Source organism: Nonomuraea sp. NPDC050328 (genome assembly GCF_044459405.1).
Classification (GTDB): Bacteria; Actinomycetota; Actinomycetes; order Streptosporangiales; family Streptosporangiaceae; genus Nonomuraea.
The window spans coordinates 420,083-439,870 of record NZ_JBITIW010000003.1; the positions used below are offsets into that span (position 1 = coordinate 420,083).

The window sequence follows — 19,788 nt, forward strand, 5'->3', positions numbered from 1 at the left end:
TCAGCCGTCGTTGAGGAAGGACAGGAGCGATCGGGCCACGTCCTCCGGGGCCTCCTCGGCCATGTGGTGCCCGGAGTCGATCGCGTGGCCGCGGACGTCGCCGGCCCACTCCCGCCAGATCGCCAGCGGGTCACCGTACAGCTCCTCCATGTCGTCCTTGGACGACCAGAGGAACAGGGTGGGCATCGTGAGCCGCCGTTCGGCAGCGCGGTCGGCGTCGTCGGCGTCCCGGTCGACGGTGAGGCCCGCGCGGTAGTCCTCGCACATCGCGTGCACCACGGCCGGGTCGTGGATGGCTCGCCGGAAGTCCTCGTAGGCCTCCGGTCCCATGTGCTCGTCGGTGGTGGCGTACCAGGTGTCGGGATCGGCGTTGATGACGCGTTCGGCCGGCTGGGTGGTCTGGCCGAGGAAGAACCAGTGCCACCAGGCGGCGGCGAACCTGGCGTCGGCGCGGGCGAGCGCCTCGCCGATGGGGATGCCGTCCATGACGATCAGGCGGCTGACCCGGCCGGGGTGGTCGGCGGCCAGCCGGTGGGCCACGTAGCTGCCCCGGTCGTGCCCGGCGACGGCGAACCGCTCGTGACCGAGCTCGCGCATGAGGGTCGCCAGGTCACCGGCCATGGCGCGCTTGGAGTAGGGCGCGTGGTCGGCGGTGGTGGGCGGTTTGCCGGAGCGGCCGTATCCGCGCAGGTCCGGGCAGACGACCGTGTGCTGCCGGGCCAGCAGGCGGGCGACCCGGTGCCAGGTGGCGTGGGTGCGGGGATGGCCGTGCAGCAGGAGGATCGGGCTGCCCGTGCCACCGTGCCGGACGAACAGCTCCGTCTCCCCCACCGCCACGACCTCTGCCGCGAAACCGTCGAACATGGCCTCGCCTGTACCCGCGACTCCCCCGGTCAGTCGGCGCGGCTCAGCCCGTGGTGACCGGGAAGGCGACGACCTGCCCGCTGGGCGCGGCGTCCGGCCCGCCGAACTCCTGGCCGACCACGTACAGCCGCGGCTGATCCCCCGGGCTCAGCGCGCAGGCGAAGGCGCCGCGCTCGGTGCCGATCGTGGCGACGACCTCGCCGCCCTCGCGGACCAGCACGCAGTGCTTGTTGCCGACGTCGGCGTACCACACCCGGCCCTCGCCGTCGAGGCAGATGCCGTCCGGGTGGTCGCCCGGGGTCTCGGCCCACACGCGCCTGCCGGACAGGCCGCCGTCCGGGTCGAGGTCGAAGGCGGTGAGCCGGTTGGCGTAGGACTCGGCGACGATGAGCGTGCGGCCGTCGGGGGTGAGCGCCATGCCGTTCGGGAAGGCCAGGTCGCCGGCGACCTGCTCCACGGCGCCGTCGGCGGTGACCCGCACGATGAAGCCGGGGGCGAACTCGCCGGCGGGGAAGTCGAAGCCGATGCTGTTCACGTAGGCGGTGCCCCCGGCGTCCACCACGATCTCGTTCCACGGCTTGGCCGAGATGCCGGACAGGTCGGCATGCCGTACCAGAGAGCCGTCCGGCTCCTGCCGGAGCACCTGCTGGTGGGCGGAGTCGACGACCAGCAGCCGCCCGTCGGGCAGGAAGTCGATGCACATCGGGAAGGACGGCACGCTGGCCATCACCTCGTGCTTGCCGGAGTCGTCCAGCGCGATCACCTGGCCCGCGCCCCAGTCGGAGAACCAGAGCCGTCCGTCGTGCCAGCGCGGTGACTCGCCGAACACGATGCCGTCCATCAGAACCTCGCCGGTACCCATGGCGCCTTCCTTTCCTCGGGTTGTGGCAGGTAGACCGGCGGGGCGCGGAAAAGTCATCGGCCGGCGCACATGGCGGCCTCGAACACCTGGAACAGGGCCTTCTCGTCGGCGGGGACGCCGGTGACGTAGAGGGTGACGGCGCGTCCGGCGCGGTCGCGGCCGCTCAGCGAGCGGATGCCGGGCAGGCCGCCGCCGTGCAGGTAGGCGGGGCCGCAGGCGAGCTGGTACCGCACGAGGCCCAGGCCCTGGCGGCCGCCGGGCGGGTCGGCGGCGGGCACGGTGTCGGCGGTCATGGCCTTGATCGTCGAGAGGGAGAGCGACTGCCAGAAGCGGTTCAGGTCGTCGGGGGTGGAGACCAGCCCGCCGGACGCGCCGAACAGGTAGGCCGGCTGCCGGGTGGTGTCGACGACCTTGCGGCCCTGGCTCTCGGGGTTGAACGGGTCCACGCCGTAGGTGTGGGCGTGCTTGCCGCGGATGCCGGTCTCGTCCTTGCGCGGCCAGTAGGTGTCGCCGAGCGGGCGCAGGACCGTCTGCCGGGTGTAGGCGCGAAAGCCCTTGCCGGTGACCTTCTCGATGAGCATCCCGGCGACCAGGTAGTTGGTGTTGGCGTACGACCAGCCGGGCCCGACCGGGTCGGCGTCCAGCGCGGCCCGCAGGAAGGTGCGATCGTCCAGCGGGCCCTTGGGGTCGATCAGGTTCCCGTACTCGGGCAGGCCGCTGGTGTGCGTGAGGATCTGCCGCACGGTGATCGGCCGGCCGTCCAGCAACCCGGGAGCGTACTTCTCCACCGGCTGGTCGAGGTCGATCCGGCCCTCGTCGACGAGCTTCAGCACGGCGGCGGCGATCACCGGCTTGGTGTTGCTGGCCACACGGAAACGGGCGTCCGAGCCGACCATCGGCCTGCCGGTGCCACGCTGCGCGGTGCCGGAGGTCCAGGTGCGGACGGTGCCGTCCGGCTCCCGCACGGACAACAAGGCGCCGGGCACGGCGGAGTGCTCGGTCAACCGGTCGACCTGCCGCTGCAACGGTTCGGTGGCGGCGAGCGCGGGCGAGGCGGAGGCAAGGACGGCGGAGGCCAGCACGGTCACAGCCAGATATTTACGCATGTGCCCATGCTGGCCGGGCGGAGCGTCAAGATCAGTGACGTCACCCGGCCTCTCGGCGGTAGGGCCTGCCCTACCGCCGGATCCGACCGCTCAAGGCCTCCAGCCGTACGGCGAGGCGGTCCGCGGCCGGCTGGGCGTGCTGGGCGAGGGCCAGGTCGTGGGCGAGGCGCAGGCACTCGGCCTCCTCCTCGAACCGGCCCAGCGCGTTGAGGCACTCGGCCCGCATGGCCAACGCCTCACGTTCCAGGATCCGGTCGCCGTAGCACCGCACCTCGCCCACCAGCCGCTGCGCCAGCGCCTCAGCCTGAGCCGGGTGGCCGCCCTGCAACGTGGCCCGCAGGTCGCACAGCAGGACCATCAGCGACACCCGCCGCCGGCCCGCCGCCAGGGCCGCCGCCCGGTCCAGGGCGGGACGCGGGTCGTCCTGGAACAGCGACAGGCGGGCGAGCAGGACCGCCTCCACGACCGGGTCCCCCGCTCCCTCGGCGATGGAGACGGCCTCGGTCAGCCGGGCCACCCCGTCCTCGGTCCGGCCCAGGGCGAGCTCGGCGTAGGCGAGGTTGCCTGTGGCCATCGCGCGGAACGCCTTGTTGTCCAGCTCGGGCAGCACGCCGGCCAGCAGGTCCACCACCCTGGTGTAGTGCTTTTGGAAGACCGCCACCGACCCAAGCGACACCGTCATCGCCGCGACCCCGCGCTCGTCGCCGTGGTCCCGGCAGGCCTGGAGGGCGACCTCGGTGCTCTGCTGCCAGTCGAGCAGGTTGCCCTGGATCTCGAACAGCCGGACACCGGCCAGGGCCAATCCCCAGCTCAGCCCGGTGTGGCCGAGGTCGGCGGCCTGGCGGACCGCCGCGAGCAGGGTGGTGCGCTCGGCCGCCAGCCACGTCATCGGGTCCTCCGGCAGCACGTGCCCGGCGGGTTCCCACGGCGGGCTGTCGCACTCCATGAGCCGGAAGGCGTCCCGGTACTCCCGCAGGTAGGCCTTCTTGGCCAGGGTGAGCAGGCAGCGCAGGAAGCGCTCCACGGCGGCGTGCTGGTCGGGGCCGGTGCCGGCGCGTTCGCGGGCGAGCAGGCGGATCAGGTCGTGGAAGCGGTAGCGCTCCTGTCCCGCGCAGTCGATGCCGTCCGGCTGCAGCAGTTGCCGCTCGGCCAGGCGTTCCAGGAGGTCGCCGCCGCGGGTGAGCGGCACGTCGAGGACGGCGGCGGCGGTCCAGGCGGTGAAGCTGGGCGCCTGGAGCAGGCCCAGGCGTTCGAACAGCAGGCGTTCGGCGCCGGGCAGGTCGTGGTAGCCGGCCTCCAGGCTGGCTCGGACGTCCAGCTCGCCGACGCGCAGCTCGTCCAGCCGCAGCTCCCCGGCCAGCCGGGCGGTCAGCGCTTCGAGGCCGCCGGGCCGGGTCAGCAGCCTGGCTCCGGCGACGCGCAGCGCCAGGGGCAGCAGGGCGCACAGCTCGGCCAGCGGCTCGGCCTGCGCCGGTTCGATCCCGGCGATCCGGCCGATCAGCAGGGCGGCGTCGGTGCGGGACAGCACGTCCAGCGGGATCGGCAGGGCGCCCTCGGCCACCAGGCTCTCGAACCGGCTGCGGCCGGTCACCACCGCCGCGCAGCCGGGGCCCGCGGGCAGCAGCGGCTGCACCTGGGCGGAGCCGGTGGCGTTGTCGAGGATGACCAGGGTGCGGCGCTGCGCGGTGATGCGGCGGTAGAGGGCGGCCTGGGCGTCCTGCTCGACCGGGATGGCCGCGGCTCCGAGCGCGGCCAGGAAGCGGTTGAGCACTTCGGCCGGGGTGTGTTCGCCCAGGTTGGCGTAGAGCTGGCCGTCGGGGAAGCGGTCGCGGCGGCAGTGGGCCCAGTGCAGGGCCAGACCCGACTTGCCGACGCCGCCGACGCCGCTGATCACCGCGACGCTCGGCGTGCGGTCCAGGAGCCGGTCGAGGACGGTCAGCTCCGCCGTACGTCCGGTGAAGGCGTGCACGTCCGGGGGCAGCAGCTCCGGCGCGGGGTCGCGGTGGAGCAGGTCCTCATGCAGGCGGCGCAGAGGTTCGGAGGGCTCGGCGCCGAGCTCGTGCCGCAGGCGGCGGCGGGTCTGCTCGAACCGGCGCAGCGCCTCGTTGCGGCGGCCGGAGGCGGCCAGGGCGCGAAGCCACAGCTCGGTCAGGGACTCGCGGAAGGGGTGGGCCTCGGCGACGGCGGCCAGGGCGAGCGCGCATTCGGCGGCGCGGCCGAGCGCGAGCAGGGCCCGCGCCTGGGCTTCGACGGCCAGCAGCCGGGCTTCCTCCAGGCGGGCGGCCTCGCTCTGGATGGCCAGGGGATCGCGCAGCCCGCCGAAGGGCTCGCCGCGCCACAGGGCGAGGCCGCGCTCCAGCAGGGGCAGCGCCCGCGCGGGCGGCTCGGTGCGGGCGGCCCGGGTCAGCGTCTCGAAGCGGGCCGCGTCCAGTTCGCCGTCACGGACCGTCAGCAGGTGTCCGTCGCCCTGGCGGGTGAGCCGGTCGCCGACCAGGCCGCGGAGCTGGTGCAGGTGCCAGCGGAAGGTGCTCGGGGACGGCGGCGCGGCGGGCCAGGCCGCCTGCACCAGCGCCTCCCCCGGGACCGGCTGGTTGGGGTGGCACAGCAATAACGCCAGCATGACCGCCTGCTTGCCCGCCGGGACGGGCAGGCCCCGCACCGTCACCGCTCCGAGCACCCCGAGATCCATCCCGCGATTATGACAACCCGGGCTCGGAGTCCTTGACAGCCCGGGCCAACCGCCCGGCTACCAGTTGGCCAGTTCGTAGCCGGTGTCGACGACGTACTTCGCGGAGCTGGGACAGGTCACCACCGACCACGCCTCGCCGGGCCGTTTCCACGGCCCCCAGTAGTACCCGCCGTGGCTGAACGTCGGGCTGGAGGTGCAGTAGGCGACCGCCCGGAAGTGGCCCGTGCCCGACGTGCACCGGGCCCGGCCCGAATCGGACGGCCCGGAGCCTTCCGCCACCGTGCAGTCGCGCGGGATCCCCGAGGCGGCGGGCGGCATGGAGGCGAGCAGAGCGCCGGCGGCGAGGGAGAGGATCGCGGTGGCGGTGACGATCCCACGGATCACGGTCGTCTCCTTCGATGAGGCGATGAGGGGGACGACGGACGCTAGCCTCCGGCTGTTGGCCCAGCGTTGGGTCGCGCGCTAGATGTCGCGGCGCAGCGGCACCGCGATGGCCAGAGCCGCGGCGAGCAGGGCGTAGGCGACCAGCACCGCCGCGCCCACGGGGGCCGGGAGCAGGTGGGTGACGGCCTGGCCGGTCTGGGTGGCGACGGCGTCGGTGAGGTAGGTGAAGCCGGTGAGCGCGGCGGTGGCGCCGCCCGGCAGGTAGGGGTAGAGCTCCCGGACCCCCGGCAGCACCATCAGCAGGGTCTCGACGAAGTAGAAGTAGGCCCCGACCACGACCAGGGCGGCCACCTGGTTGCGCAGGAGCGCGCCCACGGCCACGCCGAGCAGGGTGTAGACGGCCATCGCCACGGCGATGCGGCCCAGCATGCCCGCGACGGCGGCGGCGGGCAGGCCGAGCGTGAGGCCCTTGGCGGCGGCGACCGCGAACAGCGCGCCGCCCGTCACGGCGGTGGCGAGCAGGCCGTAGGCCAGCCCCACCCCCGTGTAGACGGTCAGCTTGGCGGCCAGCCAGGTCCAGCGCCGGGGCGCGTAGAGCGTCGTGGTGGTGATGGTGCGATGCCGGTGTTCGGAGGCGACCGCGACGCTGCCGAGCAGGGCGGGGACGAAGACGGTGACGCCGAGCAGGCCCACCAGGGCGTGGGTGCCCTGGGCGGTGTGGAGGGCGGGCAGGGGCGGGTCGAAGTTCTCGGGGCCGGCGAGCGCGAGCAGCCCGATGAGGGCTCCGGTGCCCCCGGCGGCCAGCAGGCCCCACAACCACAGGCGGGTGCGGGTCAGGCGGGTCCATTCGGCGAAGAGCAGGGCGGTCATCGGGGGTCTCCGGTCAGGTGCAGGAAGGTCTGTTCGAGCGAGGGGCGCTCCGGCGTGATCTCGTGCAGGACGACGCCGTGGTGCGCGGCGGTCTCGGCGACCTCGGGGGCGCTGAGGCCGTGGACGCGCAGGAGGTCGTGGCCGGCGTGCTCCACGGGGGTGCCGGTGGCGGTCAGGCGGGCCGCCAGCAGGTCCGCCTGGGGCGTGCGGACCAGGACGGCGGCCGTGCCGTACAGCAGGGAGAGCGGGCCGGTGGTGACCAGGCGGCCCCGGCGGATGAGGACCACGTGGCCGGCCAGGTGCTCGATCTCGCCGAGCACGTGGCTGGAGACCAGGACGGTGCGGCCTTCGGCGGCCAGGTCGCGCAGGAAGCCGCGCAGCCAGGCGATGCCCTCGGGGTCGAGGCCGTTGCTCGGCTCGTCGAGCAGCAGCACGCGCGGGTCGCCGAGCAGGGCGGTGGCCAGGCTGAGGCGTTGCCGCATGCCGGTGGAGAGGGCGCGGGTGCCGCGGTCGGCGAAGGCGGCGACGCCGGTCAGGTCCATGACCTGCCGCACGCGCCGGACGCCGTGGCGGGCCATCCGGGCGTAGACGAGCAGGTGGTCGCGGGCGGTGTGGGCGGGGTGGAAGCCGGCGCTGTCCAGGACGGCGCCGACGACGGCCGAGGGGTTGCGCAGGTCGGCGTAGCGCCTGCCGCCGAAGGTGGCCGTGCCGGCGGTCGGGGTGACCAGGCCGAGCATCATCCGCATGGTGGTGGTCTTGCCCGAGCCGTTCGGGCCCAGGAAGCCGGTCACGGTGGCGGGCGGCAGGTCGAAGCTGAGATCGGAGACGGCTCGCACCGCTCCGTAGGCCTTGGTCAGGCCGCGGACCTCGATGTTCACGCCGTCACCGCGCCGATGGGGGCAAATCGGATCATGTCATGTTCTCCAAGCTCTATCTGTTCTATAAGTTGTATATCAGATAGAATCGGAGGGTGCAGCTCACGCTCGACCTCGACAGCGAGGTCCCGATCTACCAGCAGATCCGCGACCGGATCCTGCAGGCCATCGCCCGGCGGCAGGCCAAGGAGGGCGACCCGCTCCCTTCGACCCGCCAGCTCGCCGGCGATTTCGGCATCAACTTCCACACCGTGAACAAGGCCTACGACCTGCTGCGGCAGGAGGGCGTCATCCGGATCAACCGCAAGAGCGGCGCCGTCGTGCGGCGGGATCCCGACAGCGGCCCGCCGGAGGACGCCTTCGCCGAGGACTGGCAGGCGCGGATGAGCGTGCTGCTCGCCGAGGCGACCGTGCACGGCCTGGACCGGCGGGAGGTGCTGCGGCGCTGCGAGGCGCTGCTGCTCGGCTTCGAGGAGAATTCATGATCACCGTCATCCTGGTGACCTGCCTGCTGGTCACGCTGCCGGCGATCGCCCGGCCCACCCTGCCGTTCGGGGTGCGCGTGAGCGCCGAGCGCGCGACCGACCCCGCCGTGGCCGGTGCGCGGCGGCTCTACACTCGCGGCGTCGTCGGCGCGGGGGTGCTCGCCGTGCCGGCCACGTTCTGGGTCCCGGTGGGCGTCGTCGTGGCCGTCCTGGTCGCGGCCGGTCTTGCTCTCCACTTCGTGGCCCACCGCCGGATCATGGCCGCCAAGCGGGCCGGCGGCTGGAGCGCCGAGCGGCGGCAGGGCGTCACCGTGGACACCGGCTTCCGCACCGACCCGGTGCGCCTGCCGTGGCTCTGGGCGCTTCCGGCGGCGGCGGTCCTGCTGCTCACCGCCGGGCTCGGCTGGGTCCGGTACGGCTCGCTGCCCGCCACCCTCCCCGCCTTCCCGGGGTACGGCGGCGCCGCCCGGGTGCCCACGACCCCGCTGAGCGCCTTCGAGCCGGTGCTCGCGCAGGTGGCGGTCACCGTGGTGGGCCTCCTCGCGACCCTCGCCGTGCTGCGGGCCAGGCCCGACCTCGACGCCGCCCGGCCTCGCGGATCGGCGCGGCGCTACCGGGCGTACCTGCGCGGCGTCGCCGTCCTGTCCCTGCTGGCGGTGGCGGCGGTGAACCTCAGCCTGGCCGTCTCCGCCCTGCTCCAGTGGGAGGTGGTCCGTCCTGGCCCGCTCTGGCAGGTGGCGGCCTTCGCCCCGTTCGTCGTGCTGGCGGCGGTCTGGGTCGCCTGGGAGTTCCGGGTCGGCCAGGCCGGCCACCGGCTGCCCGCCCTGCCGGGAGAGGAGCAGGAGGACTCGGGTGTCGTACAGCGCGACGACGATCGCCACTGGTTCCTCGCCGGGGCCGTGTACGCCAACCGCCGCGACCCGGCGTTCCTGGTCCACGCCCGGATCAGGTCCGGCTCGTGGACGCTCAACCTCGGCCACCCGCTCGCGTGGGTCCTCGTCGCGGGGGTGGCGTTGGTCGGGCTGCTCGCGCTGTCGGGCGTGCTCGACCTGCCCGAGCGGCCCTCCCTCTTCGGGAGCCCGAGCGGGGTCTAGTGGGCGGCCACCAGGTCGCCGACGGCCTTGACGACGTCGAAGTCGTGGGTCAGCCGGTTCTTGGTGATCGCGACCGTCACGCCGGTGGCGGTGTCGGCGTAGGCCGCGCTGCCACCGGCTCCCCCCACGCCGAAGACGCCCTGGCCGGCTCCCGGCATCCCGTCCGGGCGGCCGATGGCGAAGCCGAGCCCCCAGGCGGTCGGCATGCCGAAGACCTCGTCCATGCCGCTCGACACCACCGAGGTGGCCTCGCGCAGGCGGGACTCGGAGATGAGCCGGACGCCGTCCACCTCGCCGAGCAGCGCCGCGTACATCCGGGCGATGGCGCGGGCGGAGGTCTTGCCACCGGCGGGGATGTCGGACAGCAGGTAGTCGGTGCGGCTGCCGAGCTCGGCGGTCGGCATGAGGGTCATCGGGCCGGCCTTGAACATGGGCAGGTCGGCCGGCATGTCCATGAACGCCGACGGGTCCATGGGCGCGTCCTCCAGCCGGGCCAGGCGGTGGTGCTGGTCGGCGGGCATGCCGAAGTAGAGCTCGTCGCCGATGCCGAGCGGTCCCGAGACCTCCTCCAGCAGCACCTGGGAGATCGGCTTGCCGGTGACCCGCCGGACGATCTCGCCGACCAGGAAGCCGAAGGTGTAGGCGTGGTAGCCCACCTTGGTCCCGGGCTCCCACCACAGCTCGGCGTTCTCCAGCGCGTGGACCATGGTGTCCCAGGTGCAGATGTCCTCGGGCGTGGTGTCGAGCGGCACGCCGGGGACGCCGGCGGTGTGCGACAGGACGTGCGCCACGGTCACGCCGCCCTTGCCGTGCGCGCCGAACTCGGGCCACAGCTCTGCCACCGGCGTGCCGTACTCGAACAGACCGCGCTCGGCCAGCACGTGCGCGACCGTGGCGGTGGCGCCCTTGCCGATGGAGAAGTTGTAGAAGGGGGTGTCGGGGGTCACCGGGCGGCCGGTCTCGGGGTCGGCCACACCGGCGACCACGTCGACCACCTGCTGCCCGTCGCGGTAGACCGCGACCTGGATCCCGCGCTCGGCGCCGGAGTCCACCAGCTCGTCGGCCAGACCCTGGACCTGCTTCTGAAGCTCGCTCATGTCATCCACCTGACTTACTCGTCGTTTCGGAACTAGACGGTACAGTACTCGTCACAGTACTGGACTGTCTAGTACTCTTCTTTCATGGCAGAGGTTGAAGAGGGCCGGTCGGCCCGCAAGCGCGCACAGATCGTGGAGGCCGCCCGCTCGGTCTTCCTGCGCAACGGCTATGTGGGCGCGAGCATGGACGAGGTGGCCTCGCTCGCGTCGGTCTCCAAGCAGACGGTGTACAAGCAGTTCACCGACAAGGAGCAGCTCTTCGCCCACCTGGTGATCAGTACGGCGGGCGAGCTCGACGGCGTGATCAAGGTCGTGGCCGCCACCCTGGACAACACCGAGGACCTCGAACGCGACCTCGGACGGCTGACCCGCGCCTTCCTCGACCGGCTCCTCGAACCGGACGTCCTGCGGCTGCGGCGCCTGATCATCGCCGAGGCGGACCGCTTCCCCGACCTGGGCCGGAGCTGGTACGAGCTCGGCTTCGAGCCGGTCCTGGCCACGCTGAGCGCAGGCTTCCAGCGGCTGGCCGAGCGCGGGCTCCTCCACGCCGACGACCCCTACCTGGCGGCCAACCACCTGATGGGCCTGCTGCTGTGGATCCCGGTCAACCGGGCCATGTTCTGCGGTGGCGCCTCGGCCGACTACTCCGACGCCGAGCGCGCCCAACTGGCCACCTCAGCCGTCCAGGCCTTCCTCCGCGCCTACGGCGCGAAATGAAAGGGAGTCACCCGTGCTGAACCAGGTCGCCGACGGTGTGCTGGTCCACGAGAGCGAGTTCGTGCGGACCAACACCGTGGTCGTGCACGGCCGGGACGGCGTGCTGCTCGTCGATCCCGGGATCCAGGACCACGAGCTGGCCTGCCTCGCCGACGACCTGGCCGCGTCGGGGCGGCCGGTCGCGGCGGGCTTCTCCACGCATCCGGACTGGGACCACCTGCTCTGGCACCCCCGGTTCGGCACGCCACCGCGGTACGGCACGGCCCGCTGCGCGGCCGCCATCCGCGAGCAACTGGCCGCCCCGGACGCCAAGGCCGAGATAGCCGCCCACCTGGAACCGACCGGCCTCGCCGAGCACATCCCGCTGGACCTGCTCGGCCTCATCACCGCCCTGCCGGCCGGGACCACCCGGCTCCCCTGGGAGGGCCCGCAGGTCCGGATCATCGAGCACCGGGCGCACGCGCCGGGCCACGCGGCGCTGCTCATCGAGGAGCGCGGGGTGCTGGTGGCCGGCGACATGCTCTCCGACGTGCTGGTCCCGATCCTCGACTGGGACGGCACCGCGGACCCGGTCGAGGACTACCTCGCCGCCCTGGACCTGTTCGAGGGCGTGGCGGCCAAGGTCGAGGCCGTCGTCCCCGGCCACGGGTCGCCCTGCGGAGCCGGCCGGTTCCGCGAGCGGATCGAGCTGGACCGGGCGTACGTCCTCGCCCTGCGGGAGGGCCGCCCCTTCGACGACCCCCGCGTCACCTCGGCCGGGCCCGGCTGGGAGTGGGTGGTCGACGTGCACGAAGGGCAGCTCCGGGGCTTCGCCCGCTGGGCCGGAACCGGCTGATTGTTTACAGCGTATACGTCGGCTGTATACGCTGTAAACGTGACGACCGCCGAACGTATCGCCTCCGCCGCCCTGGCGATCCTCGCCGCCGAGGGCGCGGAGGCCGTGACCATGCGCCGGGTGGCCGCGGACGTCGGCGTGAGCGCCATGGCCGCCTACCGGCACTACCCGAGCCGGGAGGCGCTGCTGCGCGCGGTGGCCGAGGCCGGTTTCGCCGCCGCGGCCGGCACCTGGAGCGAGCGCCGCGACGAGCCCATGGCCGAGCGGCTGACCGGCCTGCTGAACGACTACCTGGACTTCGCCCTCGGCCAGCCGAACGTCTACCGCTTCCTGCTCACCGACCGCCGCGAGGACGCCCGCCGCTACCCCGACGACTTCCAGACCGGCGACTCCCCCACCTTCGGGCCGATCTTCACCGCCGTGCGCGACTGGATGGACGAGGGCCTGCTGCGCCGCGACGACCCGCTGGAGGCCACCATGGCGCTCACCTCCGCGGCGCAGGGTCTGGTCCTGCTCTACCTGAACGGCCGCATCGCCCTGCCGGAACCCGACTTCCGCCGCCTGTGCGAGCGGACCGCGAGAAGGATCATCGATGGTCTCCAGGCTTAGCCTTCCGTTAGCCGCGACGGCCTCGGCCGTCCTGTTCTTCTTCGGCACCGGCCTCACCCCGGTGCCCGCGCTGACCTGGCTGGCTCCCCTGCCGTTGCTGCTGGTAGCACCGCGCGTTGGCGGGTGGAGCGCGGCGGGGGCGGCCTTCCTGGCCTACCTGCTCGCCCAGGGCAACCAGTTGCACTTCTACCTCAACACCCCGTCGGTGCCGTTCCCGGTCGCCCTGGTGATCATGACGGGCTCGGCGCTGCTGTTCGCGCTGGTCGTCGCGCTCTTCCGCGCGCTGATGGTCCGGGGCCGGGCGGTGCTCGCCGTCCTGGCCGCGCCCGCGCTCTGGGTGGCGCTCGGGCACCTGTACCTGATGACCAGCCCGGTGGGCATCCTGTGGCCGCTGGCCGGCACCCAGGCCGACCTGCCCGCCGTCATCCAGATCGCGTCGGTGGCCGGGTCGTGGTCGGTCGAGTACCTCGTCCTGCTGGTCCCCGCCGCCCTCGCCTCCCTCCGGCCCCGGGCGATCGCCGTGGGCGCGGTGCTCTGCGCCGCCGCTGTCGGCTTCGGGCTGGTACGGCTGGCCGAACCGGCGACCGGCGGGCGGCAGGTCGCCCTCCTCGTCGCCGGGCGATTCCAATGGGCGCCGCAGCTCGACGAGCCGGACGCCCAGAACCGGCTGCGCGGCTACGCCGAACGGATCGCCGCGCTGCCCGCCTCCGTCGAGACCGTCGTCCTGCCCGAGGCCGCGTTCGCCACCCGCCCGGACGACCGGGCCGTGCTCGACCGGGCGCTGGGCACGCTGGGCCGTACCGTCGTCGTCGGGGTGATCCACAAGACGCCGGAGGCCAAGTACAACCAGGTGCTCGCCTACGCCGGCGACGGCTCGGCGCCCGCGGTCTACACCAAGTGGCACGTCGCGCCCGGCGCGGGGCTGGTCGCCGGGCGCGACCTGGTCTACGCGGCCGGGGGCACGATCGGGCTGGCCAACTGCATGGACCTGAACTTCGCCGACCCCGCCCGCTCCTACGGCCTGGCCGGGGCGGGGCTGCTGGCCGTACCGGCTGCCGACGAGTTCGGGAACGGCTGGCAGCACAGCCGCAGCGGCCTGCTGCGCGGGGTGGAGAGCGGCGTCGCGATCGCCTGGGCCGCGCAGAAGGGCACGCCGATGATCTCGGACGGCTACGGCCGCGTGCTGGCCGGCGGCGACACAGAGAACACCCGGGAGGACTTCGTCCTGACCACCGCCACAGTCCCCGCCGGCCCCGGCAAGACCCCGTACGCCCGCTTCGGCGACTGGTTCGCCTGGCTGTGCACGGCCCTCAGCGTGGGGGCCGTCCTCTCGCTCCGCCGCAGGCCCGGCCCGGACGCTGCTTCCGAGGTACGGCGGAGCGACCCGGCCGTGGCCTCGGCCCGGTGAGCCGGGCGCGGGCCGGTCAGGACAGTCGGCCGGCGAGGGTGTCGTGCAGCTCGGCGCTCGGCGCGTTGAGGCCGGTCACCGTGACGGTCTTGCCGCGGGCGGCGTACTTGCCGGTCACGGCGTCCAGGGCGGCCACCGAGGAGGCGTCCCAGATGTGGGCGTCGGACAGGTCGATGACGACCTCGTCGGGGTCGCCCGCGTAGTCGAACTGGTAGACCAGGTCGTTGCTGGAGGCGAAGAACAGCTCACCGGTGACGGCGTAGACGGCCCGGTCAGGGTCGGAGTCGGGGACGGCGGTGACCGTGGCCAGGTGCGCGACGCGGCGGGCGAAGATGACCATCGCGGTGACCGAGCCGACCACCACGCCGATGGCCAGGTTGTGCGTGACGACCACGACGGCGACGGTGGTGACCATCACGATGGTCTCCCCCCACGGCATCCGCCGGAGCGTGGCCGGGGCGATCGAGTGCCAGTCGAAGGTGGCGAAGGAGACCAGGATCATCACCGCGACCAGGGCGGCCATCGGGATCTGGGAGACCCACGGCCCGAACACCAGGCACAGGATCAGCAGGAAGACGCCGGCGGAGAACGTCGACAACCGGGTGCGGGCGCCGTTCTTCACGTTGATCATCGTCTGGCCGATCATCGCGCAGCCGCCCATGCCGCCGAACAGGCCGGTGACGATGTTGGCGACGCCCTGGCCGACGGACTCGCGCGTCTTGTTCGAGTGCGTGTCGGTGAGGTCGTCCACCAGCTTGGCGGTCATCAGCGACTCCATGAGCCCGACCAGCGCCAGGGCCAGGGCGTAGGGCGCGACGACGGCCAGGGTGTCCAGCGTGAACGGCACGTCCGGCAGGCCGAAGGCGGGCAGTGCCGAGGGCAACTCGCCGCGGTCGCCGACGGACGGGACGGCCAGGCCCGCGCCGAGCGTGATCGCGGTCAGGATCGCGATGGAGACCAGCGGGGCCGGCACCACGGTGGTGAGGCGCGGGAAGAACACCATGAGCGCCAGGCCGCCGGCGACCAGCGGGTAGACCGCCCAGGGCACGCCGGTGAGTTCGGGCACCTGCGCCATGAAGATCAGGATCGCGAGGGCGTTGACGAAGCCGACCATCACCGAGCGCGGCACGAACCGCATCAACCTGGCCACCCCGAGCGCGCCGAGGGCGATCTGGATGAGGCCGCCCACGATGACCGCGGCGATCAGGTAGGACAGCCCGTGCTCACGGACCAGCGGGGCGACCACGAGGGCGACCGCGCCGGTGGCCGCCGAGATCATCGCGGGCCGGCCGCCCACGACGGCGATGACCACGGCCATGGTGAAGGAGGCGAACAAGCCGACGCTGGGGTCGACACCGGCGATGACCGAGAACGAGATCGCCTCGGGGATGAGGGCGAGCGCGACCACCAGGCCGGACAGGAGCTCGGTACGGGCGACCTTCGGCGAGAGCCAGGCCGGACGGGTGACGGGCAACAGCAAGACGACGTCCTTGGGCGAGGAGGGAACCGCCCGGCGGCGGAGCGGCGCGTTTTCCCGCGGCCAGGAACTCTACCCTCGGGTCATTTCTTCGACGAACGCGGGCGGGCGCGGACGTGGATGCGTTCCCCCTGGCGGCCGAAGAGGCTGAGGATCTCCACCGGCCCCTCGCCGGTGCTGCCGAACCAGTGCGGCAGCTTGGTGTCGAACTCGGCGGCCTCCCCCGGCCCCAGCACCAGGTCATGGTCGGCGAGCAGCAGCCGCAACTTCCCCGAGAGCACGTAGAGCCACTCATGGCCCTCGTGCGTGCACAGCTCGGGCTCCGTCCGCCGCGCCGGGATGACCATCTTGTACGTCTGGATCGGGCCCGGCTGGCGGGTCAGCGGCAGCACGGTGTTGCCGTTCACCTTCCTCGCGGTCAGCCGGATGCGGGGGTCGCCGACCTCGGGCGCGCCCACCAGCTCGTCCAGCGGCACCTGATGCGCCTGCGAGATGGGCAGCAGCAGTTCCAGGCTGGGACGGCGCTGGCCGGACTCCAGCCGCGACAGCGTGCTCTTGGAGATGCCGGTGGCCGCGGCGAGCTCGGCCAGCGTCACGTCCCGCTGGATGCGCAGCCGCTTGAGGCGCGGCCCGACTTCGGCGAGCGCGGCCGTGATGGCGGAAAGGTCGTCCACGCCGCCATTTCACCGCACCGTTCCCAGAAACGGCAACAAGAATTGCCCCCTCCGGGACGGAGGGCGCATCGTCTGCGGCGGAGGTGATCGCGATGAGCGAGACGACACTGAAGACGCAGGACGTGATCATGATGATGGGAACGGGTGAGGGCCGATGAGCGTCGAGACCGCCCCTCAGCAGGCTGCGGTTTCGGGCGGGAGGTTGCCGGTCGGCGTCTACATCCTGGCCTTCAGCCTGTTCGCGATGGGCAGCGCGGAGTTCCTGCTGGCCGGGGTGCTGCCGGAGATCGCCGGCGACTTCCGGATCAGCCTGTCGACGGCCGGGGCGCTGATCTCGGCCTTCGCCGCCGGGGTGGTCGTCGGCGGACCGCCCTTCGCCATCCTGACGTTGCGCTGGCCTCGCCGTACCACGTTGGTGGCCACGCAGGTCGTCTTCGCCGCCTCGGTGGCGATCGGCCTGCTGACCGACAGCTACGCCGTGCTGCTGGCCACCCGGTTCGTCAGCGGGCTGGCCTACGCCGGGTACTGGGCGGTCGCGGCGGTCATCGCGATCAGCCTGGTCACGCCCGACCGCACCGCCCGGGCCTCGGGGGTGGTGGTGAGCGGGCTCAGCCTGGCGATGGTCGCCGGCGGCCCGGCGGGGGCGATGCTCAGCTACTTCACCGGCTGGCGTGGCGGGTTCTGGGGAGTGGTCGTCCTGACCGTGGCGGGGACCGTCCTGAGCCTGATCGCGGTGCCGGCGACCCGGGCGGACACCGAGCCGAGCGTGCGCCGCGAGCTGCGGACGATGCGGCGGCCCCAGCTTTGGGTGATCTACGGCGTCACCATCCTGAGCACGGCCGCCTACATGATCACGTTCAACTACCTGGCGTCTTTCCTGACCGACCTCACCCGCCTTCCCGGCGTGTGCATCCCCGCCGTCCTCGCGCTCTTCGGCGTCGGGGCCTTCGCCGGCGTGTCCGTCGGCGGCCGGATCGCCGACCGGCGGCCCACCTTCGCGCTGCTGGCCGGGGCTTTCGGGATCGCGGCCGTGTCGATCCTGCTGGCGCTGCTGGGCCGGCACGCGCTGGCCGTCGTCCCGTTGGTCCTGTTGCTCGGGGTCGCCGCGTTCGTCCTGAACCCCGCCCTTTACGGCCGGGTCTTCACCATCGCCGCCGCGGCGCCCACCCTCGCCGGGGCGACCACCGTCTCGGCGTTCCAGCTCGGCATCAGCCTCGTCCCGGCCCTCGCCGCCGCCGCCCTGACCGCCGGCGCAGGCATCACATCCGTCACCTGGATCGGCGCCGCCCTGGCCGCAGCGGTGGTACCGGCCGTCCTGCTCGACCGGGCCCTGTCCCGCCGCGAGCCGTAGAACCGCTCGGGGTGCGCTGTACGGCCTGCTGCCCAGCGCACCCCGAGCTGATGCCCTCCCGTCTGGCTCGGCCCGTCAGCCGAACCAGCGGGTGAGCTGATCGTCCAGCTCCCGCTGATCGTCGCCCACCCAGGCCACATGCCCGTCCGGCCGGAGCAGAACGGCCGGGACGTCCATCTCCGCCGCCGGATCCGCAAGGCAGTCGACCCGGTCGGCCCAGCCGGCGACGTCCAGCCGTTCCGTCCGATCCAGCAACAGCCCCCGCCCGCGATGCAGCAGCCCGTACAGATGGCCCTGCTTCGTTGCCAGATCGGGCAGGCGGCGGCCGACCAGGTCGGGCCCCGCGCCGAAGTCGTATCGGATGCCGGTCGCGGTGATCTTCTCGGTCAGGTGCCGGTTCACCTCGTCGAAGTCCATCAGCTCGGTGAGCAGCCTGCGTACGGCCTGCGGGCCCGGCTCGGGAGACAGCAGCTCCGTCTGCGCCCGGGTGTTGTCCAGCACATCCGCGGCCACCGGCCGCCGCTCGGCCTCGTAGGTGTCCAGCAGGCCTTCCGGTGCCCAGCCCCGCACCTGCGCGGCCAGCTTCCAGCCGAGGTTGACCGCATCCTGGATGCCCAGGTTGAGCCCCTGCCCGCCGATGGGCGGATGGATGTGCGCGGCATCCCCTGCCAGCAGCACCCACCCGGCCCGATACCGTTCGGCCAGCCGCGTGGCATCCCCGAACCGCGACAGCCAGCGCGGGGAATGCACCCCGAAGTCCGTCCCGAAGATCGCCCGCAACTGCTGCCGGAAGTCATCGAGCGTAGGCGGCTCCGCACGATCACTGACGCCGGCCGCAGGGACCAGGACGCTGTAGACCCCCTCGCCGAACGGCCGGAGCCAGAAGCGCTGCTGCGCCCCGCCGGTCTCCGCCACCCTGGCGGCGACCTCCTCCGGCGAGACCCCGACCTCCATCTCCCCCATCAGCGTCTCCGCCCGTGCCGGCTCCCCGGGAAACCCGACCCCGAGCAGCTTCCGCACCGTACTGCGCGCGCCGTCGCACCCGACGACATACCGCGCCCGCACCCGCTCCCCGTCCGCGAGCTCCACGGTCACCCCCTCGCCGTCCTGCTCGATCCCCACGACCGCGCTCCCGCGCCGCACATCCGCCCCGAGCTCGACCGCGCGCTGCTCCAGCAGCCGCTCGATCACCGGTTGCGGAATGCCCAGCAAGTAGGCGTACGCCGAATCCAGCCCCTTGGGCGCCGCCTTGGGGATCGCGGCGAAGAACCCCGCCGCCGGCCGCCGCCGCCCATGCGGCAGCACGCGTTCCAGCAACCCGCGCATCGCCATCAACTCGAGGCTGCGCACGTGCAGTCCGACGATGCGAACGAACGACGTGGGCCTGGTCTCTTTCTCCAGCACGAGTACGCGCACCTCGTGCAGCCGCAGTTCGGCGGCCAGCATCGCCCCGGTGGGCCCGCAGCCCACGACGACCACATCGAACCTGTCCAGCTCCCGCTCCACACCGCTCGGCGTGGGCGCCTGCTGAGAATGCATAGGTGTTGCCCTTCAGGAGTGCCTTGGCGCTCCCGGCGACACCTACGTCAATCGCCCGACCGTGACGGCAGGGGGAGCACCCACATAGCTACTGCGTTCATGGGTCCCACCTCCTCGGGCGATGTCACGGTCGCCCGCAACTTAGCGGCCTGAACACCACCCCGTCCAACCCTTTTCCACCCACAGGAAGGGACGGCGACGCCGGGGTTGGTTCCGGCGAAGAGGACCGAGGCTGGGCCGAAGGTTCCACGACGTCCGTCAAGGTTCGGCCGCATGCGCTCCACGTGCTGACCGGGGTGATGCGCGCGGCCCCACCAGGCGCCAAGAAGGGCGACCTGTCTACACTCAGCCGGTGTGACGAGAGCTCCCCGTAACACCCCAGCGTGAGTACGCTGCGCCTTGCCGTCGATGTCATCGTGCGGGGGCATGTCCTGGGGGCCGACTCGACGAGCAGTCCGGACGAGGTCGACGGGATCCTCGGGGCCACGTCGGCGGAGAACCGGGCTCGGCGGCGGATGTGGCGTGACTACGGTCTGGTCGAGTTCTTCTGGGAACGGCACATCGGGGCGCCGACATGGTGGGGCGTCCACTTCACGGTGCAGTTCCATCGGCTTCGGCCAGCCGGGGTCGGCATCGCTGCGGATCCGATCCGGATCGAGTACGGGCCGCTGCAGCCGGCGCTCCCTTTTGAATCCTTGCGGGCGGCGCTGGCTGAGCTTGGCGTAGGCCTGGTCGAACGGCCTCGTGCCCAGGCAGACGTGCGGGAGTTCCTGCAGCCGGGGTCGGGCGCGCAGATCGTCGTCGTCGAGGGCGAGGTTCACGCCGTCAGCGTGCCTCGCCCGGCCTAGAGCC

Annotated in this window: 19 protein-coding genes; 8 read left to right on the forward strand and 11 right to left on the reverse strand. The window is 72.8% G+C overall.

From position 1 onward, the window contains the following. From ACIBG7_RS13490 to ACIBG7_RS13520, 7 genes are all read right to left on the reverse strand, one after another. The gene (locus ACIBG7_RS13490; RefSeq protein WP_397336316.1) at positions 1-864 is read right to left on the reverse strand and encodes an alpha/beta fold hydrolase; all 864 of its coding nucleotides are present in this window, start codon (positions 862-864) and stop codon (positions 1-3) included. Positions 865-907: 43 nt separating this feature from the next. After that, the gene (locus ACIBG7_RS13495) at positions 908-1,726 is read right to left on the reverse strand and encodes an SMP-30/gluconolactonase/LRE family protein (RefSeq protein WP_397336317.1); all 819 of its coding nucleotides are present in this window, start codon (positions 1,724-1,726) and stop codon (positions 908-910) included. A gap of 53 nt (positions 1,727-1,779) precedes the next feature. Then, a complete protein-coding gene (locus tag ACIBG7_RS13500) occupies positions 1,780-2,832 on the reverse strand; it encodes a serine hydrolase domain-containing protein (protein WP_397336318.1) in 1,053 nt (350 codons plus the stop codon). A gap of 70 nt (positions 2,833-2,902) precedes the next feature. Continuing rightward, positions 2,903-5,521 (reverse strand): BTAD domain-containing putative transcriptional regulator, encoded by a 2,619-nt coding sequence (locus ACIBG7_RS13505; RefSeq protein WP_397336319.1) that lies wholly within the window; start codon positions 5,519-5,521, stop codon positions 2,903-2,905. Between the two features lie 57 nt (positions 5,522-5,578). Next, positions 5,579-5,905, reverse strand: coding sequence for a hypothetical protein (locus ACIBG7_RS13510; protein ID WP_397336320.1), 327 nt, complete (start codon positions 5,903-5,905; stop codon positions 5,579-5,581). Between the two features lie 78 nt (positions 5,906-5,983). Further along, positions 5,984-6,775 carry an ABC transporter permease gene (locus ACIBG7_RS13515; RefSeq protein WP_357923623.1) on the reverse strand — a complete coding sequence of 264 codons (792 nt, stop codon included), beginning with the start codon at positions 6,773-6,775 and terminating at the stop codon, positions 5,984-5,986. Then, the gene (locus ACIBG7_RS13520; RefSeq protein WP_397336321.1) at positions 6,772-7,653 is read right to left on the reverse strand and encodes an ABC transporter ATP-binding protein; all 882 of its coding nucleotides are present in this window, start codon (positions 7,651-7,653) and stop codon (positions 6,772-6,774) included. The genes ACIBG7_RS13515 and ACIBG7_RS13520 overlap by 4 nt, the downstream gene beginning before the upstream one ends. A gap of 92 nt (positions 7,654-7,745) precedes the next feature. Here ACIBG7_RS13520 and ACIBG7_RS13525 point away from each other — a divergent pair, with 92 nt between their 5' ends. Together ACIBG7_RS13525 and ACIBG7_RS13530 are read left to right on the forward strand one after the other, a co-directional pair. Next, positions 7,746-8,135 carry a GntR family transcriptional regulator gene (locus tag ACIBG7_RS13525; RefSeq protein WP_357923619.1) on the forward strand — a complete coding sequence of 130 codons (390 nt, stop codon included), beginning with the start codon at positions 7,746-7,748 and terminating at the stop codon, positions 8,133-8,135. Further along, the gene (locus tag ACIBG7_RS13530) at positions 8,132-9,229 is read left to right on the forward strand and encodes a hypothetical protein (protein ID WP_357923617.1); all 1,098 of its coding nucleotides are present in this window, start codon (positions 8,132-8,134) and stop codon (positions 9,227-9,229) included. The genes ACIBG7_RS13525 and ACIBG7_RS13530 overlap by 4 nt, the downstream gene beginning before the upstream one ends. Here ACIBG7_RS13530 and ACIBG7_RS13535 read toward each other — a convergent pair. Further along, positions 9,226-10,326: a serine hydrolase domain-containing protein gene (locus tag ACIBG7_RS13535; protein ID WP_357923615.1), complete on the reverse strand. Its 1,101-nt coding sequence runs from the start codon at positions 10,324-10,326 to the stop codon at positions 9,226-9,228. The two genes, ACIBG7_RS13530 and ACIBG7_RS13535, sit on opposite strands and share 4 nt — an antisense overlap. A gap of 84 nt (positions 10,327-10,410) precedes the next feature. Here ACIBG7_RS13535 and ACIBG7_RS13540 point away from each other — a divergent pair, with 84 nt between their 5' ends. From ACIBG7_RS13540 to ACIBG7_RS13555, 4 genes are read left to right on the forward strand one after another with little or no spacing between them, the layout of a single operon-like run. Beyond that, positions 10,411-11,043 carry a TetR/AcrR family transcriptional regulator gene (locus ACIBG7_RS13540; RefSeq protein WP_357923613.1) on the forward strand — a complete coding sequence of 211 codons (633 nt, stop codon included), beginning with the start codon at positions 10,411-10,413 and terminating at the stop codon, positions 11,041-11,043. A gap of 13 nt (positions 11,044-11,056) precedes the next feature. Continuing rightward, positions 11,057-11,878: an MBL fold metallo-hydrolase gene (locus tag ACIBG7_RS13545; protein ID WP_397336322.1), complete on the forward strand. Its 822-nt coding sequence runs from the start codon at positions 11,057-11,059 to the stop codon at positions 11,876-11,878. Positions 11,879-11,917: 39 nt separating this feature from the next. Further along, the gene (locus ACIBG7_RS13550) at positions 11,918-12,487 is read left to right on the forward strand and encodes a TetR/AcrR family transcriptional regulator (RefSeq protein WP_357923609.1); all 570 of its coding nucleotides are present in this window, start codon (positions 11,918-11,920) and stop codon (positions 12,485-12,487) included. Then, on the forward strand, positions 12,471-13,895 hold the full coding sequence (locus tag ACIBG7_RS13555; protein WP_357923607.1) for a nitrilase-related carbon-nitrogen hydrolase: 1,425 nt from the start codon (positions 12,471-12,473) through the stop codon (positions 13,893-13,895). Before ACIBG7_RS13550 ends, ACIBG7_RS13555 begins: the two co-directional genes overlap by 17 nt. Positions 13,896-13,911: 16 nt before the next feature. Here ACIBG7_RS13555 and ACIBG7_RS13560 read toward each other — a convergent pair whose 3' ends face one another. Next, the gene (locus ACIBG7_RS13560) at positions 13,912-15,375 is read right to left on the reverse strand and encodes a SulP family inorganic anion transporter (RefSeq protein ID WP_397336324.1); all 1,464 of its coding nucleotides are present in this window, start codon (positions 15,373-15,375) and stop codon (positions 13,912-13,914) included. Positions 15,376-15,455: 80 nt separating this feature from the next. Beyond that, entirely contained in the window at positions 15,456-16,046 is a 591-nt protein-coding gene (locus tag ACIBG7_RS13565) for a helix-turn-helix domain-containing protein (protein WP_397336325.1), read from the reverse strand. 154 nt (positions 16,047-16,200) lie between these two features. Here ACIBG7_RS13565 and ACIBG7_RS13570 point away from each other — a divergent pair, with 154 nt between their 5' ends. Continuing rightward, entirely contained in the window at positions 16,201-17,397 is a 1,197-nt protein-coding gene (locus tag ACIBG7_RS13570; RefSeq protein WP_397336326.1) for an MFS transporter, read from the forward strand. 75 nt (positions 17,398-17,472) lie between these two features. On the opposite strand, the gene rox is transcribed toward ACIBG7_RS13570, so the two are convergent. Beyond that, positions 17,473-18,936: a rifampin monooxygenase gene (rox, locus tag ACIBG7_RS13575; RefSeq protein WP_397336327.1), complete on the reverse strand. Its 1,464-nt coding sequence runs from the start codon at positions 18,934-18,936 to the stop codon at positions 17,473-17,475. Between the two features lie 383 nt (positions 18,937-19,319). Here rox and ACIBG7_RS13580 point away from each other — a divergent pair, with 383 nt between their 5' ends. Next, entirely contained in the window at positions 19,320-19,784 is a 465-nt protein-coding gene (locus ACIBG7_RS13580; RefSeq protein WP_397336328.1) for a hypothetical protein, read from the forward strand. Positions 19,785-19,788: the final 4 nt, after the last annotated feature.

Bases quoted from the DNA above. Each gene is read 5' to 3' on its own strand.
- ACIBG7_RS13505 (WP_397336319.1), bottom strand. From the start codon at position 5,521: ATGGATCTCGGGGTGCTCGGAGCGGTGACGGTGCGGGGCCTGCCCGTC.
- ACIBG7_RS13530 (WP_357923617.1), top strand. From the start codon at position 8,132: ATGATCACCGTCATCCTGGTGACCTGCCTGCTGGTCACGCTGCCGGCG.
- ACIBG7_RS13495 (WP_397336317.1), bottom strand. From the start codon at position 1,726: ATGGGTACCGGCGAGGTTCTGATGGACGGCATCGTGTTCGGCGAGTCA.
- ACIBG7_RS13555 (WP_357923607.1), top strand. From the start codon at position 12,471: ATGGTCTCCAGGCTTAGCCTTCCGTTAGCCGCGACGGCCTCGGCCGTC.
- ACIBG7_RS13540 (WP_357923613.1), top strand. From the start codon at position 10,411: ATGGCAGAGGTTGAAGAGGGCCGGTCGGCCCGCAAGCGCGCACAGATC.
- ACIBG7_RS13570 (WP_397336326.1), top strand. From the start codon at position 16,201: ATGAGCGTCGAGACCGCCCCTCAGCAGGCTGCGGTTTCGGGCGGGAGG.
- rox (WP_397336327.1), bottom strand. From the start codon at position 18,936: ATGCATTCTCAGCAGGCGCCCACGCCGAGCGGTGTGGAGCGGGAGCTG.
- ACIBG7_RS13500 (WP_397336318.1), bottom strand. From the start codon at position 2,832: ATGCGTAAATATCTGGCTGTGACCGTGCTGGCCTCCGCCGTCCTTGCC.
- ACIBG7_RS13490 (WP_397336316.1), bottom strand. From the start codon at position 864: ATGTTCGACGGTTTCGCGGCAGAGGTCGTGGCGGTGGGGGAGACGGAG.
- ACIBG7_RS13535 (WP_357923615.1), bottom strand. From the start codon at position 10,326: ATGAGCGAGCTTCAGAAGCAGGTCCAGGGTCTGGCCGACGAGCTGGTG.
- ACIBG7_RS13515 (WP_357923623.1), bottom strand. From the start codon at position 6,775: ATGACCGCCCTGCTCTTCGCCGAATGGACCCGCCTGACCCGCACCCGC.